The organism is Mitsuokella jalaludinii DSM 13811 (assembly GCF_000702905.1).
Classification (GTDB): domain Bacteria; phylum Bacillota; class Negativicutes; order Selenomonadales; family Selenomonadaceae; genus Mitsuokella; species Mitsuokella jalaludinii.
The window spans coordinates 21,754-36,618 of the sequence record NZ_JNKR01000002.1 but is presented as its reverse complement, the minus strand read 5'-3'; the positions used below and the strand labels follow the sequence as shown (position 1 = coordinate 36,618).

At 44.6% G+C, this 14,865-nt stretch carries 15 protein-coding genes and 1 riboswitch; of the genes, 4 read left to right on the top strand and 11 right to left on the bottom strand.

The genetic code is table 11. The annotated features are described in order from the left end of the window. Window positions 1–136: 136 nt before the first annotated feature. On the top strand, window positions 137–1,312 hold the full coding sequence (locus T518_RS02360) for a radical SAM protein (RefSeq protein WP_036374631.1): 1,176 nt from the start codon (window positions 137–139) through the stop codon (window positions 1,310–1,312). 41 nt (window positions 1,313–1,353) lie between these two features. On the opposite strand, the gene T518_RS02355 is transcribed toward T518_RS02360, so the two are convergent. From T518_RS02355 to T518_RS02335, 5 genes are read right to left on the bottom strand one after another with little or no spacing between them, the layout of a single operon-like run. After that, a complete protein-coding gene (locus tag T518_RS02355; RefSeq protein WP_036374630.1) occupies window positions 1,354–1,800 on the bottom strand; it encodes a hypothetical protein in 447 nt (148 codons plus the stop codon). Window positions 1,801–1,802: 2 nt separating this feature from the next. Next, entirely contained in the window at window positions 1,803–3,782 is a 1,980-nt protein-coding gene (locus T518_RS02350) for an AAA family ATPase (RefSeq protein ID WP_036374629.1), read from the bottom strand. After that, complete coding sequence (locus T518_RS02345; protein ID WP_155948035.1) at window positions 3,782–3,979, bottom strand: hypothetical protein; 198 nt, start codon at window positions 3,977–3,979, stop codon at window positions 3,782–3,784. The genes T518_RS02350 and T518_RS02345 overlap by 1 nt, the downstream gene beginning before the upstream one ends. After that, the gene (locus T518_RS02340; protein ID WP_081828386.1) at window positions 3,976–6,132 is read right to left on the bottom strand and encodes a DEAD/DEAH box helicase family protein; all 2,157 of its coding nucleotides are present in this window, start codon (window positions 6,130–6,132) and stop codon (window positions 3,976–3,978) included. The genes T518_RS02345 and T518_RS02340 overlap by 4 nt, the downstream gene beginning before the upstream one ends. 10 nt (window positions 6,133–6,142) lie before the next feature. After that, window positions 6,143–6,793: a hypothetical protein gene (locus T518_RS02335; protein WP_036374626.1), complete on the bottom strand. Its 651-nt coding sequence runs from the start codon at window positions 6,791–6,793 to the stop codon at window positions 6,143–6,145. Window positions 6,794–7,154: 361 nt separating this feature from the next. Then, a riboswitch (THF riboswitch) is annotated at window positions 7,155–7,253 on the top strand. A gap of 93 nt (window positions 7,254–7,346) precedes the next feature. Between T518_RS02335 and T518_RS02330 the strand changes: the two genes are divergently transcribed. Continuing rightward, window positions 7,347–7,895: a folate family ECF transporter S component gene (locus T518_RS02330; RefSeq protein WP_036374623.1), complete on the top strand. Its 549-nt coding sequence runs from the start codon at window positions 7,347–7,349 to the stop codon at window positions 7,893–7,895. A gap of 285 nt (window positions 7,896–8,180) precedes the next feature. On the opposite strand, the gene T518_RS02325 is transcribed toward T518_RS02330, so the two are convergent. From T518_RS02325 to T518_RS02310, 4 genes are all read right to left on the bottom strand, one after another. Further along, a complete protein-coding gene (locus T518_RS02325; RefSeq protein ID WP_211248167.1) occupies window positions 8,181–9,653 on the bottom strand; it encodes a transposase in 1,473 nt (490 codons plus the stop codon). Between the two features lie 286 nt (window positions 9,654–9,939). Continuing rightward, window positions 9,940–10,347 carry a hypothetical protein gene (locus T518_RS02320; RefSeq protein WP_036374620.1) on the bottom strand — a complete coding sequence of 136 codons (408 nt, stop codon included), beginning with the start codon at window positions 10,345–10,347 and terminating at the stop codon, window positions 9,940–9,942. A gap of 376 nt (window positions 10,348–10,723) precedes the next feature. Next, window positions 10,724–11,104: a VOC family protein gene (locus tag T518_RS02315; RefSeq protein ID WP_036374618.1), complete on the bottom strand. Its 381-nt coding sequence runs from the start codon at window positions 11,102–11,104 to the stop codon at window positions 10,724–10,726. Window positions 11,105–11,279: 175 nt separating this feature from the next. After that, a complete protein-coding gene (locus T518_RS02310) occupies window positions 11,280–11,945 on the bottom strand; it encodes an alpha/beta hydrolase (protein WP_051652149.1) in 666 nt (221 codons plus the stop codon). A gap of 316 nt (window positions 11,946–12,261) precedes the next feature. Here T518_RS02310 and T518_RS11820 point away from each other — a divergent pair, with 316 nt between their 5' ends. Together T518_RS11820 and T518_RS02305 are read left to right on the top strand one after the other, a co-directional pair. Continuing rightward, window positions 12,262–12,417, top strand: a complete 156-nt coding sequence (locus T518_RS11820) for a transporter (RefSeq protein ID WP_081828400.1) — start codon at window positions 12,262–12,264, stop codon at window positions 12,415–12,417. 235 nt (window positions 12,418–12,652) lie between these two features. Continuing rightward, window positions 12,653–13,393, top strand: a complete 741-nt coding sequence (locus tag T518_RS02305; RefSeq protein WP_036374616.1) for a metallophosphoesterase — start codon at window positions 12,653–12,655, stop codon at window positions 13,391–13,393. A gap of 27 nt (window positions 13,394–13,420) precedes the next feature. Here the strand turns inward: T518_RS02305 and T518_RS02300 are convergent, their stop codons facing one another. Continuing rightward, the gene (locus tag T518_RS02300; protein WP_036375044.1) at window positions 13,421–14,047 is read right to left on the bottom strand and encodes a sugar O-acetyltransferase; all 627 of its coding nucleotides are present in this window, start codon (window positions 14,045–14,047) and stop codon (window positions 13,421–13,423) included. Between the two features lie 240 nt (window positions 14,048–14,287). After that, window positions 14,288–14,863, bottom strand: coding sequence for an orotate phosphoribosyltransferase (pyrE, locus tag T518_RS02295; RefSeq protein ID WP_036375042.1), 576 nt, complete (start codon window positions 14,861–14,863; stop codon window positions 14,288–14,290). Window positions 14,864–14,865: the final 2 nt, after the last annotated feature.

Genomic DNA, 14,865 nt, shown 5'->3' with positions numbered 1-14,865 from the left:
AGCAGGTGACAATATGTTGTATAGTCTGTGAAAAGCACAATATTCCGATAGTTGGAACATTATAATGATCTTGACCGACCTATGAATATGATCTATAATAAAACAATAATATTATAATGAAAGGTGTTTTAGAGTCATGAAGAAGATAATAGGTATCGTTGATGCCGATTTATTGGATAACGGCACTAGGCACCCCAATCTTGTTTGCCTGAAACTAGCTGGATGGTATCGCGCTCAGGGAGACACGGTTTTACTAATTGACAGCTGGGAAGACTTATTATATCACGCAAAAGAATATGATCATATTTTTATTGCTAAGGTATTCGACTTCACTAGAATTCCAGAAGGTGTTCTTGATCTTCACAATGTCAGCTATGGTGGAACAGGCTTCCCTGATAGTTTTATTGCCTTCCCTCCAGGCGGCAGTAATCTGCCCGCAGAAACCATTGAGAGGCGGGGTGTTATCAGAACTTTACCCAATGTGATTGAGCATCATATGCCAGATTATCACTTATATGATCGGTATGTAGAAAAAGAAATCACACGCGGAATCAAGCCAATTAAATACAAGGATTATCTTGATTTCAGCATTGGTTTTGCCACGAGAGGTTGTTTCCGTCATTGTAAATTCTGTGTGAATGAAAATAGCTGCGGCGTTCGTTTTCATTCTCATATATCAGAATGGCTTGATCCTACGCGCAAGATGATTTATCTTTGGGATGATAATATCTTAGCATATACCCATGATCCAAATCATCCGGACGGTAACTGGCGGCAGGTCTTCGAAGAACTTGCTGAAACTGGCAAGCGTTTCCAATTTCGTCAGGGCATGGACATCCGTTTGATGACTGACGAAAAAGCAAAAGTGCTCAACGAAGCTCATTACTACGGTGATTATATCTTTGCTTTTGATCATCCAGAGGAGCGTCCCTCTATTGAAAAAGGATTAGATTGCTGGCGACGTCATAACGATAAGATACCAAAGTTGTATGTCTTAGTAGGATGGGATTCACAGGATCAAAATGATATCGAAAGCGCCTTCATGCGAATTACGGTCTTGATGAAACACCGTGCACTCCCCTACATCATGCGTCATGAGCTTTACAAGAACAGTAAGTATCGTGGTACCTACATTAATCTAGCACGTTGGTGCAACCAGCCTTCCTTCTTCAAGAAAAAAAGCTATCGTGAATATTGTCTAGCCAATGGCGAACACAGTTCTACAGTTCGCTACATGCGCGAATTTGAGCATGACTGGCCAGAAATTGCAAAAAAGTATTACGATATACGTTGGGATCAATTTAATCCTTAAGATTTGATATCAAGTAAAAGAGCGGCCTAATGGCCGCTCTTTTATTTCATGGACATTTCTTTGCAAGCTGCACGAAAAGAAAGCTGTATTGATTCTGAATCAAAAGCAGATGACTCAAGTTCTTCTTTTAAGCGATGAAATCCTGTATTCGCATATTCGTTTGCAATTCGATACGCTTCAGAAAGGTCATCAATTTTATCCTCTTGAGCATTCTTTCGTAATTCATCTATATGTATTGCCTGAATAATCGCTAAAGCATCGGAATTATCAAGAATATATTCTGCACGGATAATTCCATGGGAATTTTTAAGTGGTGTCCTTTCTTTTTGACGATAACCAATTGCTACAGCTAATATAAACAGGTCTAATCTCCGTACTTTCGAAAAGAAGGCAACCTTATCAAGATCATCAAAAAATTGATTTATATCTTCTTCAACACATAATGGGATACGTCCACTATTTTTATCTGTAAAAGCATCATTACTCATCGTTAGTCCTCCAATAAACTCTCTTCTTCGTTCGATGACATCTGGATTCTTTTATTTGTAGCTGCTACTGGGTCGAATTCTTGAGCAATTTCGCTATCATATTCCGTTTTTGTAAAGAACAAAATCAATTGTTTTTTCTTACTTACCTCGACAAGGCAATGTGCAAAATTTCTACGATTATTGTCATCAACACGACCAACTGGTGTATCAATGACAAGCATGGAGTCATATCCAGACACCTTCAAGATTGCTAAAGTAAATGCTAATGCCAGTAATTCCTTTTCTGCTGCACTTAAGCTTCCGAGCATAGACCGCATTTTACCATTTGGATCTGTCTGTTTATGATAGACTGTTAATTGATAATTCTCATCGATTGAAATATTGCCAAACGTCTGCGTCTTATATGCTAGTTCGTCAAAGTATTTTTTTGTTTCAGCTGTTGTTTTGTCACGAATTTCACCGACAATTTCCCTCTCGACATCTCCTAATACATTTCTTGCTCTACGCATAAAATTAAGTTCACTGTACAAGGTGTTTTGCTGAATATTAGCCTTCTCGGCTGTTTCTAAATCCTTTTGATCTTTTTCAATACTTTTTCTTAACTCGTTTAATTGTGCAACATATTCTCCTTTCTTTTCGCTATCATGCTTGATACTATCTTCATGCAAACGACGTTCTTTTATCCATGCCTCAATATCTTCAACATTTGATACCTGATTTAAACGACTCTCTAATTCTGCTTTTTGGTCCTCTAGACTATTAATTTTTTTGTCGTAATCAATATCCTTTTGATTAAATTCTCTTTCTTTTTCTGAATATAAGTTAATATCATGACACATAGATTCTATTTGAGGTTGAATCTTAAGAAGTGTCTGTGTACCTACTGGAGCTAGTTCATATCGTCGCAGTAATTGTTGAATTATATTTTGAGCTTGTTTTGTTAAATGAGAGTGACATAACTGACACTCATCATCATCAAGACATCTTTCCAGCATTTCTTGAGAAAATCCTTTTACAGGAAGGTATTCACTTTTTTCATTAATATATCTATTTACTTCCTGTAATGTATCTTTTAAGGCAAGCTCAATATATGATTTACGGAAAAAAGCGTTCAATTCATCAGTGAATTTCTGTGCATCAACTTTTAAATCTTCAAGTATATTTTCAGTACGTTTTTTCTCTGCATCTATATCACTAATATGTTCATTTCCAGCAATTGCTTGATCAAGTTCTCGTTTTCTTTTCTCCGCAAAAGATATGTTATTTAAAAGCTCACTTATTATTGTATCATACTGATTTTTCGATTCAATGTCTTTGTCTAATTTTTTCTTATAATAATCAATGTCTGGGTCTAATTTTGAAGCAGCTATCTCTTTATCTTTAATTAAATTATCTAAATGATTTTCTGCATCTTTTACGACATTAATCTGTGCCATTTTATTGATGGCATCTTTTACACTGCTATTCTTATTATCGTTAAAATAGTTCTGCAATGTTTCGCCATCAAAAAATGAGTATTGAGAAATTGCTTGAGGGAGAATATCCTGTATTATTTCATCTGCTTCCTTTTGCTGGTTATCACCTTCAATAATCTTGGTTTCTCCTTTTTTTTGATAAATAATTTTAAGAGATGGCTTCTGAGCAAATTCACTTGGTAAAACAACGTGCTGCATCCGTGTAATTGTATAAACTTCGCCACAGCTTTCAATCTGAACTTCTACTGAAATATCGATGTGATCTTCACCTGCCTCTTCAGCTTCTTTTGCAGCCCTTAGATTAAAATCAGGTAATTTATCTTTTCTCTGATGTCCATCAAGATCTCTTTGATATAGGCACCAACTTATTGCATTCATGATATTAGTTTTTCCTGAGCCATTATTAGCAATAAAAATATGAAGGTCACCTTTATCATTTTTCTTAAATTCGATTTTCATGTCTTTATATTGACGAAAATTCTTTAATTGAAGATAATTAATACGCATTACAATTTCCCCTTATATTCACGTGCATATTTTTCAATCTTTGGTAGGTAATTCTTTTTAAACTGTTTATGCTCAGCTTCTATTTGTAAAATTTCCAAGAGAAATTTTTTCATCATTTTATCTTCTGTTGTTTTTTTAGCTATCTTATCTGTAATATTTTTATTTATTGTCACGCTCATTATTTCATCTTCTTTCATCGATGCTGATAGACTTCACAAACTACTTGTGCCCTATTTATTGCTTCTTCTGATAAATCGCTTATTCGTGTCATCTCCTTTTCATAAACTCTCTTTTCGATTTTTTTCAAATCTTCATCTTGTATAATATCATGTCCTGGCTCAACAACCATATCATATAGTGTTGCAAAGCTCTTATGCCCATCTTGGCGTATAATCCTACCAATACGTTGCACATACTCTCGAGGGTTTGTACTACTCGCCATAATAATTCCGCAACGTGCAGATGGAATGTCAATTCCTTCGTCCATACATTTAATTGCTACAATAACTTGATATGATCCTGTTTCAAACTGTTTGATGATATATTCCCTCTCAGATAATCCACTATATTTATTAGATTTATGCTGTGACTCTTTTTCCGTGATACGATGCGCTAAGATGTTGTGCTCTCGTAAAATCATCATAACTTTATCAATTTGTTGTGGGGATACAAAAATTATTGTATCCTGAATACTTGGACCAAGTTTTCCTAAAATATCATGCAGTTTCTGGTATTTGTTTTCTGCATTTTTAAGAATTTCTGCTCGTCTCATCAAAAAGCGTGTTCGCAATTCATTTAGGTCAGAATCCTTATTATGCGATAAGCGAGATATTTTTTGTGATAACTCTCTATATTTTTCTAATTCGTCATATGTCAGGGAAATAAAGCACGGATAATAATAGTAATTAGCTAAAAAAGGAAGATTAGTTCTTGGGTTGACACTTTCTAATGCTTCACGTAGCCCAAAATTGAATGATTTATTTCCAAAATACTCTTCTAACAGATGACTGCCCTCATCATCAAACCATCGTTTTGGTGTAGCGCTCAATCCTAAGCGATATTTGTATTTAGGTTGCAATGCATTTCGTGTTTTATTAGCTCCCATTCCATGTACTTCATCACCAATGAAGAAGATAGTAAACCCTGGGCCATATGCCTGTAAAATATCAATAAAATCTTCGTTTGAAGCCGTATCATGAGTTGTAAAAATTACAAAATGATTGTATTGGCCTATATAAACACGTTGTAGACTTTTTCTCATATTGATACGCCAATCATGAATCGTTCCGTCGACCTCAATGTATTCATCGATATCTAACTGAAGCTTTTCCATGTCTTTTATCCATTGGCGCGTCAATGTAATTTGCGGCGTTGCAACGACAATTATCAGTCCAGACTCTATATCACGGCATGCACATTCCATACAGCCGAAAGCTGTTCGTGTTTTACCTGTACCCGTAGCCATTTGCAACATTAGTTTATGACCATTTTCGATCCACTGATTAACAGCGCACTTTTGATAATAATAAAGTGAAAGCTGTTCTTTTTTACTATTTCCTTCTTTGATCAAAAATGTTTGTTTATTTTGCTTTAAATATTCCCTTGTGGATATATTATCCAATCTGAAATCATTCGATATTTCTAAAAAATGCTGTTTGACTGCATTAGGCAAATCCATAACGTACATTCCGGTATGTTTGTCATTTTCTAAATTCCATAGACGTTCGAAACGGTTACGATCTTCCATGAAATATTCCTTTTGCCCCTCCTTCCAACTTTTGAATGTTTTAAATTCCTCAATATTCTCAAGCCAACCAGTTGCACTTTCATTGTTTGAACCACTAAATGAAATACCATGAAAATTGGAATCATATAGGATACCGATTTTTTGATGTAGTATAGCATTCTTTAATGAACCGACTCTTCTGCTCTCTGTATCTGCATCATAAAGAACAGCAATTTTCATCTCGAGGTACCCCTGTTGTAACATATATCCTAGCGCAACAACGTGATCTCTTTTAAATGTATCTTCAACATCATCCATCTCACTGATCATTTTTTCTCCAATTAAACTATCAGCATGACGTACATATTTTTGAATTTCATTTATATCATCTTTACTAAGTTTCTGACAAGTCAAGAGACGCATTTTCCCTTTATTTCGGATTAATCCTGCTATTCCACGAGCTGCTATAGCTAAAGAAGTCGACGAGAAAAAGCCTGAGATACGGTCATAACGTTTAGCATGTTCCAAGACAGGAATATAGAAATCTACAAGTAAATCATCTTGAATTGTATCATAACTCGATTTTATAAGCATATCTGGATATGATAATTTTGAATACTCCATTTTTCTTCCCTCAAAAATTGATTCGTGTAATCCATACACGTGCTATTTCGTCACTATATTCATTTAAAATCTGAAATAATTTCTTCATATTTGACAATCGACGAATAACCGTACTTTTAGATAAAAAAACACCCATATATTCTCGTATTGAAAAAGGTGTATCATCCTTCATCACTTTAAAAATAGCTTGTTGAACAATTGGTACATGTAGTATCATTTTGGCAAACCATATCATTTTTAATGCTTTATCATTTTCTCTATGATAAGCATATCCATTTCTCGTAGCCTGAAATTGCGGCGGATTAAGTACAAACCCAAGCTGAGCACAGAGTTTATAATGATTCTCTCCATATTTACGATATGCCATATCTTTTGCCCTATCTTGTTTAAGATAGGAGCCGATTAATAAAAAATCAACTTTATCTAGCCCAGAGTCAATGATGATTGACAATACCTTGTCTACCTCATCGATATTACTAAATTGTGGAATATTTTTGGCACTGACATCAGATAATTCATCCTGATGCTTTTGCAAGAAGTATACAATCTCTGATACAGGAGTCTGTGCTATCGTCGACCGAATCTGATCTGGCTCCAGTCTGCCCGACGGAGTTGCATCGTCTAGGAATAGTCCCCGCAAGACATCTTCGTATGACATCATCTATCCCCTCCTCCTGCAATCAATGGACTACTTTGAAGTACTTCCTCTCCTATGAAGTAGCTACCAAGATTGACTCTGATTCAAATGATCTTACTCTCTTACTCTCGATCTTATTCTTTTACTTAGATCTTGATTCGATATTGATCTATAAAATCCTGCTTTTATACAAATTCATTATAAAATTACACTAATTGATCTCATTTCTCAATTATAAGGGTGCATCACAAAAGAGCCTTCGACACCATCACAGTATTTGTCGACGGCTCTTATATATCTAGATAAATGAAAACTCATCTGTCGATGCTACTGTTGCCAAGCGGGACAATCTGCGCTATACTACAGCTATCGATGCAAAAAAATAAGCAGAGTAGGTGTTTGCGCGTTAAGTGCCGGGTATACGGGGAGTTGATAGCCGGACGAAAGCCTTTGGGCTGCGGTGCAGGCATTGCATCCCGCTGCTGCAGGCACGGAAGACATTCCTTGTTGCAGCAACGCTGCGACCCATCTGTACGCAACAGTACGCGTATGATAATGGAAAGGAAGGTCTTTTTTCATGTCCAGATTCTCTGTCAAGCCACTCGTCTACGCCGGTGTCTCCGTGGCCCTGGCGGTACTCTTCTCCTACGTCTTTGCCATCCAGACGATCTTCGTGCGCATCACCTTCGGCTTCCTGCCAATCGCCATCTACGGTGCGATGTACGGCCCCATGAAGGCCGGCCTCGTCGCCGCGGCCGCCGACTTCATCGGCACGGCACTGCTCGGCACGAGCATCTTCTTCCCGGGCTTCCTCGTCTCCGGCTTCCTCACAGGCTACATCTACGGTTGGTTCTTCTACCGCCGGCACGTCACACTGTTGCGCGCCTGCATTCCCTTCTTCCTCGTCATGGTCTTCATCCACTTGGGACTCAACACGCTCTGGCTGACCATCTTCTACCACAAAGCCGCCTCGGCCATCTTCCTGAGCCGCCTCATCAAGAACCTCCTCTGCTATCCCATGGAAGTCGGCCTCTTCCTCATGGTCTACCGGCCCCTGCTGCGCTTCCTGCCCGAGCAGTTCCCGCAGGCGGCAGCCAAAAAGGCCGCTACCTCCACAGCAGCCTGATGAATACAGGCTGCAAGTTCCCCATTGTCCGGCCCGGAAAACGAAAATAAGGGGCTGTGAAGAAATGAGGATTCATTTCTTCACAGCTCCTTTTTTGTTGTCTCTTTTTACTCCTGGCAGTAAAAAGCAAGAGAAAAAGGGTATACTTCCCCCTTTCCCCCAAAACTCAGCTTTTTAAAATTAAGCTGCCATATCCATATGTACCTGCTGCTTCCTATGGTATTTGTACAGGTTGAAGCCAATAGAAACCAGAAAAACTTCCATTTTCACTGAATCCATGCCTCTTCAGACAATCCGGTCATATTCCCGATCGTTCTTCATCACTCCGAAAGTACCTTCTGCCTGGATAGCACGGTTCCTTCTCAGCAGAAATCCGCGGATATCTGTCAATCGTCCGATGACGTCAGCATAGACCTTTGTAAGTTCACGATTCAGGCTGATCCGTCTGTTATGAGGTGTTTTCTTGCAACGTTCTGCATAAGGACAGCCATTGCAGTCCTCACATTCATAGATTTCTTCCTGACGGCCATATTGGTTGCCTTGAATGTTTTTCCTGTAGACGAATTTGAACTTCTTTCCATTGGGACAGAGCAACGCTCCATCAACCGTCGTCTTGAAATTAACCGCACGGAATGGGTCCTCGTGATACTTCTTATCCGTCGTTTCTTTGAAGAACATGGAGAATTTCATACAGGCTTCCATCCCATGTTCGCTGCAGTACAGATAGTTATTGAATGAACCATCCCCTGCGTCAGCTACTGGATATTTCGGATAGATCCTATGGTGCTCATAAAACTTTTCCAGAAGGGGAACGAAGCAGTCCATATCTGATCTGTACTGGTTTACGTCAAGGACTGCTATGTATTCATCAGCTATGCCAACTTGGACGTTATATGCCGGCAGCAGCTGGTCGTTTCCCATGTAGTCTCTCTTAATCCGCATAAACGTAGCTGAATGATCCGTTTTAGAATAGCTATTACGATTCTCTCCACAGATACTCAATTTCTTTCCATATTCCTTAAGTTTCTGCAGATACACTTTTAGTTTTTCGTAATTCCGCTGTTCCGGACTCTTATGGTGTCCTTTGCCATGGGCAAATCTTTCCTCGTCCAGTTCCCAGATTTCGTGAAGTTTGCTCAGGATGAGCTCCAGATATTCAGGAGCATATTCTGAATTGATTTCGGCTTTCAGTCCACCACAGCTCAGCATCTCGTTGATTTCTTCCAGGAGTGCTGAGATTTTGGCAAACAGCCGGAATCTCGATTTCTCCGTACCTTTTTTCCAGACCCAGGAGTACTTGTTGGCATTGGCTTCGAATTTGGAGCCATCGATATAGAGGTGGTCCAGGTCCACATGCTCTTTGGTGATGATTTCTTGGGTAATTTCATAAAAGAGCGATTCAGCTTGATTCATCAGGACAGTATTGATGAAATATCCGAAAGTCCGATAGGACGGGTGTTTACCGTCCATAAGGTATTTATAGCGGATATTGACTTTGCAATTGTCTTCCAGCTTTCTGAGAGAGATGCATCCTTCATCCATAAACCCGAACAGAACCGTTTTCAACATATTGATGGGATTATATCTGATTCTTCCCAACTCATGAGCAGGAAGTTTGCTCAGATATTTGCGTAAATCGATTTCCTCCATAAATCTGTCAAATGTGAAAACCGGATCTGTGATATCCAGGCACTCAGAAAAAAATGCTGGTAAAATTCCCTGTTTGGGAGTACCATAATACACAGTTAGGTTTTTCATAGCAGTTAAATTCTAACACGAAAAAGGACTTTCGATTCACAAGAATCGAAAGTCCCTTTCGTTTTCATGGAGCTATTATTTCACAGCCCCTTTTGTCGCGAGTCGCGGGCTTGTTCGTGCAGATTGAAAGATTGTACGGATAATCTAAAAGTAGTGGTAATTCCAAGTTTTGACAAAAAACTACCTAACGGATACCACCTTACAAGGCTCGCAACCCGCGACCTGCGCGACTCGCGACCGGGGGAGTGAAAATCATTTTTCACTCCCCCCTTTTTTGCATTCCCTTTTACTGGATGTACCGGTTCACAATGGTATGGTAGATCTCTGCATACACAGAATCAGAATCTACCAGTTCCATGGGGCCGCCGTCGATGGACAATCCCAACGCCCCTTTGCTGGCCATACGGATATTATGCACTTCTGCACTGCCGTCCTCATAAACGATGGCGATCCGTGCCCGGAAGCTGTAGGCCCCCGATAAACGCATATCCCTAGTGGGCTGCCGATATTGCAGCGTGCCACCCTTCAGGTAATACTGGGTGGAGCCATCGGATGCCAGCCAGGTATCCGCAGCTGCTTCCGCCACAGGAACCGGCTGCAGCGTTACCAACGAATTGGGGGCCATACCCCCGACCCCGAAGAAGATCCCGGTCCCCAATACACAAGTCAAAGCCACTCTTTCCCAATGTTTCATACACCAACAACCTCCTCATCATCAATTATGATGCAAACAAAAATGATTCCATCATTGCCTATTTTATTTTACGCCAGCAAAAAAAAAATGACAAGGCTAAGTTTTCTTATTTTTTAGTCTAAAAATGCTGGCTACTCGGCTTATTCCACTGTGCACCGGGCGGGTCACGCCGACCCGCCCCTACGATTCCACCCGATTTGCCAACAGCAAATCGGTTCCTTCGGCCACTGACCACTGACCGGGGGAGTGAAAAATCATTTTTTCACTCCCCCTTATTTATGCTGCAACGCTTTCAGTATCGGCCTCGTCAGACCTTCTGCGCGCAGACGTCATTCACGAGCAGGGCCGCCTGCAGAACGGCTGCTCTGTCTACGCTTTATTTTACCTCGATATTCAGCACGTTTTGGATAGCACCGGGCTTTTCCTGGAACAGCTCGAGCGTCAGGCCGTCGGGCAGCTGCACCCATTTTTCGGGCTTGCCCTCGATGTGATGGACACCCTTGACAGCAAGCATTTCCCTGAGGACTTCGGGCATATCCTCGACAACGATGCCGAGATGATGTCCCTGTCCCGCTTTATAGTCTTCTGGCGCGGCCACAAGCTGCACGCCACCCTTGAGCCAGACCATCTTGAGATGACCATCTTTTTCCTTGCGGCGCGTTTCTGTCATGCCAAGGATTTTCTCAAAAAAATTTTTGGACCATTCAATATCTCGCACCGTCACGGCGCTGTGTTCCAAATAAGACTGTCTTGCCATGTTTTCACCTTTTCCTTTACGCACCAATTGACCCTATCCAAAATTCTTGAGCAGCAGCAAACCACGCAGAAGCCTGCCACTGGGAATCTCTATGTTTATCTATTTTAAACCCTATTGCACGGATTGGCAATTTTCTTCATCAGGATACTTGCATGAACCAATCCAGCACGTCAATTTATCGAAAAAGTTGCTCCAGGCACCAGGTGAAGCCTTTGGCACAGCGTTGTTCGGGATGCTGGAAGTGGTTGCCGGGGTTCCAGGTGAGGGTTGTCTTGATGCCGGCATCTTGCAGCAGGGCGTGCTGCTCCTCGATGCAGGTGCTGACGGTGCGCATGACGGGGTTGCGGGTCTTGTCTTCGCGGTCGCCGAGGCTCAGGTAGATGATGCCTGCCTTTGGCTCGCGGGCTTTGGCGTAGTCGAGCCAGCCGGGGAACCAGACGGACGGCGATGCGGCGGCAATGGCGTCGAACGAGGTGCTTTCATAGGCGCTCCAGAGTGAGAAGAGCGCGGCGAGGGAGTAGCCACCGAGTACGACGGGCGCATCCTCTGCCAGAGCACAATGGCTCTTAAGCGCGGGCAGGATGGCCTCGATGGACTTCAGCGTCTCCTCTGCCCCTGCGCCAAAGTCCTGCTTGCCGAAGACGGCGGGCGCCTGCCACGGGGAAAGCTGCTGGTTCCAGTCCTCGACGGCAAGGAAGGCGACAGCCAGCGGCATGCTAACAGCAGCGGCAATGGCGCTGACTTCCTCAAAGAGCCCCTTGCGCGCAACAATCTCTTCCTGCCCGACGGGCTGCACGAGCAAAGCGCGTGGCTCTGGCGCATGCAGGACAATGCCGCGCATTGATTCCGCGCCCGAAGGAACATCAACAGGAAACTCGTCACACAGCCACGTCCGGCCGTTTCTTTTGGTGGCTGCCCCACATCTGCCTCGTTCCATTTCCATCTCCATTTTCATCCAGATTAACACTCCTTGCTAGCATTCTTCGTTCCTGCTATACTGTAGCAGAGGGGATTTCCCCTTAGAGCGAACACAGCATCTTGCTGTCATCTACGATGCAATTGATGGTCATCGGTAGTCGAGCCGTCTGGCTTTGGCATAAATCCAAGACAGAAAGGGACGTGATGCCTCTGGTGTCACGCGACGAATGCCTGCTTCCATGGAAGCACTGTTCTCCTCGGAGGTTGCTATCCTCACGGTCTGCGGACTGGCTGCACTCTCAGTGCTGGTCTTTCTCGCCTTGATCGTGCTGGCTTCCTTCGGAGTCATTGACGGAACGTTCCTGCTGGAACTGCTCCGCATCATTCGGAAATAACCCTTCGGCGTACATTCACAAATGAAAAAGCCGTCCTGCCAGGGACGGCTTCTTCGGGATGTACGGTGGCCATCAGCGTCTGCAGCGCTGTTTGTATGGCCGAAATTTTTTAGCCAACAGATATGCCGAGCCGACCATCTTAGGTTCGCTCTTTTTATCTATGCAAAGCATATCATAAAAATAGAGAAAAGTCAATTAAGCCATGCATCCACGTTATACGAAAGGGGCAGTAAATATGGCTCTCTTTGCAATCGGTGATTTTCACCTCTCGTTCCAGACACCCGAGAAGTCGATGGACGTCTTTGGCGCGGTGTGGCGGCACCATGAAGAAAAAATCAAGCGGAACTGCGAGGCGCTCGTCGGGCCGCACGACACGCTCGTCATCACGGGCGACCACTCCTGGGGGCGAAAGCTCGCGGAGTGTGAGCAGGATCTCGCATTCATCGAGGCGCTGCCGGGGCGCAAGATCCTGCTGCGCGGCAACCACGACATGTTCTGGGACGCAAAGAGGACAGCCTCTCTCAATCGCCGCTTTGCGGGGAAGCTGTCCTTCCTGCAGAATAATTTCTTTGCCTACGAAGATTACGCGCTCGTCGGCACGAAGGGCTTCACGTTTGAGGGGCCGTTCTATCTCGACGGGCAGGGCCGCGTCATCGGCTGGGATGAGGAGCGCGAAGCGCACGCCAAGATGCTCGTCGAGCGCGAGTGCACGCGGCTGCGCCGCTCGCTCGATGCGGCGGTGGATGCGGGCTTCCAGAAGTTCATCCTGTTCCTGCACTATCCGCCGACGAACATCCTCGAGCAGAAGAGCCCCTTCACCGACATCGCCGAGGAATACGGCGCCGAGCAGGTCATCTACTCGCACTGCCACGGCGAGGAGCGCTTCCACGACAGCCTGCAGGGCGTCGTGCGCGGCATCACCTACCGGCTTGTCTCAGGCGACTATCTCGATTTCAAGCCGGTCAAGATCCTTTGACCGTGACCAGCATAAGCTGGACCGTGGTCATGCCTCCGTCTCTTTGCCGGGCCTGCGGTACTTCAGCAGCTCCTGCGGCACGCGCCTGCCCTTGTGGTAGAATTCCCAGTCGCGTTCGCCGAGCTCGCGCTGCACGCGGCACGGCACGCCAAAGGCCAGCACGCCTGCGGGGATGTCGCGCGTCACGACGCTGCCCGCGCCGATGACCGTGTTGTCACCGATCGTGACGCCGGGCACGACGATGACGCCTGCGCCGAGCCAGACGTTCTTGCCGATGCGGATGGGCAGATTGTACTGATAGCCTTTCTCGCGCAGCTCCGGTGCTAGCGGATGGTTCGGCGTCGCGAGCGTGACGTTTGGCCCGATCATCGTGTAGTCGCCGATGAAGATCTCGCCGTCGTCGACGGCCGTGAGGTTGTAGTTGGCGTAGACCTGCTTGCCGAGGTGCAGGTGATGGCCGCCCCAGTTCGCGTGCAGCGGCGGCTCGATGTAGCAGTCCTCCCCGGCTTCTGCTAGCATCTCTTTGAGCAGCTTCTGCCGCTTCTCCCACTCATGCGGCCGCGTGGCATTGTAGTCGTAGAGCTTTTCCATGCAGTCGAGCTGCTGCTTCATCAGTTCCTCATCACCCGGCCAGTAGATTTCGCCGTTCATCATGTCATCGTACACTTTGCTCAATGGAAATCCCCTCTCTTTTGCGTCTATCATTCCTTAAGTTTTCCTAAGTATAACGATTCGACAGCACGTTCGTTTTTTCCTGCCAAATGCGTATAAGACAGCAAAAAGCAGCATCGTCAGGCAATTCCTGAGCGATGCTGCTTTTTCACGCTTAAAAACGCAGTCTTATTTTTCCCGGTGCTGCCACACACGGTCGCATTACTGGTATGCCTTTGAACCTTAGCGACCAGTCCGTCCGCGTTTTGTCATCGGGATGCCCTGTTTGCAGAGCGGGCAGTCCTCTGGCTTGTAGGTCTCGACGTTGAGGTGCAGCAGTGCCGTGCACGGGACGTCGCCGAAATTGACTTTGCCGCCGCTGCGGTCGACGAGCATGCTGACGGCGACGGGGATGCCGCCGTTTGCCTTGACGACGTCGATGACTTCCTTGATGGAGCCGCCGGTCGTGACGATGTCTTCGACAATCAGGCAGCGCTCACCCGGATGCAGGTGGAAGCCGCGGCGGAAGGTCATCTTGCCGTCGACGCGCTCCGTGAAGATGGCGCGCGTGCCGAGGGCCTTGCCCGTCTCGTGAGCGAGCAGGATGCCGCCGGTCATCGGGCCGACGACGGTCTCGATGTCAGCGTCCTTGAACTTCTCGGCCATCGCCTCGCAGAGCTGCTGCGTGTACTTCGGATGCTGCAGCACGTTGAATTTCTCGACGTAGTGCGGGCTGTGCAGACCGGACGTCAGCAGGAAGTGGCCATTCATGATGGCGTTCGTCTTGACGAGCAGGTCTTTTACTTCTTCTTCGGTCATTT

Excerpts from the sequence above, each read along its gene's own strand:
- T518_RS02360 (WP_036374631.1), top strand. The coding sequence starts at position 137 with ATGAAGAAGATAATAGGTATCGTTGATGCCGATTTATTGGATAACGGC.
- T518_RS02355 (WP_036374630.1), bottom strand. The coding sequence starts at position 1,800 with ATGAGTAATGATGCTTTTACAGATAAAAATAGTGGACGTATCCCATTA.
- T518_RS02350 (WP_036374629.1), bottom strand. The coding sequence starts at position 3,782 with ATGCGTATTAATTATCTTCAATTAAAGAATTTTCGTCAATATAAAGAC.
- T518_RS02345 (WP_155948035.1), bottom strand. The coding sequence starts at position 3,979 with ATGAAAGAAGATGAAATAATGAGCGTGACAATAAATAAAAATATTACA.
- T518_RS02340 (WP_081828386.1), bottom strand. The coding sequence starts at position 6,132 with ATGGAGTATTCAAAATTATCATATCCAGATATGCTTATAAAATCGAGT.
- T518_RS02335 (WP_036374626.1), bottom strand. The coding sequence starts at position 6,793 with ATGATGTCATACGAAGATGTCTTGCGGGGACTATTCCTAGACGATGCA.
- T518_RS02330 (WP_036374623.1), top strand. The coding sequence starts at position 7,347 with ATGTCCAGATTCTCTGTCAAGCCACTCGTCTACGCCGGTGTCTCCGTG.
- T518_RS02325 (WP_211248167.1), bottom strand. The coding sequence starts at position 9,653 with ATGAAAAACCTAACTGTGTATTATGGTACTCCCAAACAGGGAATTTTA.
- T518_RS02320 (WP_036374620.1), bottom strand. The coding sequence starts at position 10,347 with ATGAAACATTGGGAAAGAGTGGCTTTGACTTGTGTATTGGGGACCGGG.
- T518_RS02315 (WP_036374618.1), bottom strand. The coding sequence starts at position 11,104 with ATGGCAAGACAGTCTTATTTGGAACACAGCGCCGTGACGGTGCGAGAT.
- T518_RS02310 (WP_051652149.1), bottom strand. The coding sequence starts at position 11,945 with ATGCGCGGCATTGTCCTGCATGCGCCAGAGCCACGCGCTTTGCTCGTG.
- T518_RS11820 (WP_081828400.1), top strand. The coding sequence starts at position 12,262 with ATGGAAGCACTGTTCTCCTCGGAGGTTGCTATCCTCACGGTCTGCGGA.
- T518_RS02305 (WP_036374616.1), top strand. The coding sequence starts at position 12,653 with ATGGCTCTCTTTGCAATCGGTGATTTTCACCTCTCGTTCCAGACACCC.
- T518_RS02300 (WP_036375044.1), bottom strand. The coding sequence starts at position 14,047 with ATGATGAACGGCGAAATCTACTGGCCGGGTGATGAGGAACTGATGAAG.
- pyrE (WP_036375042.1), bottom strand. The coding sequence starts at position 14,863 with ATGACCGAAGAAGAAGTAAAAGACCTGCTCGTCAAGACGAACGCCATC.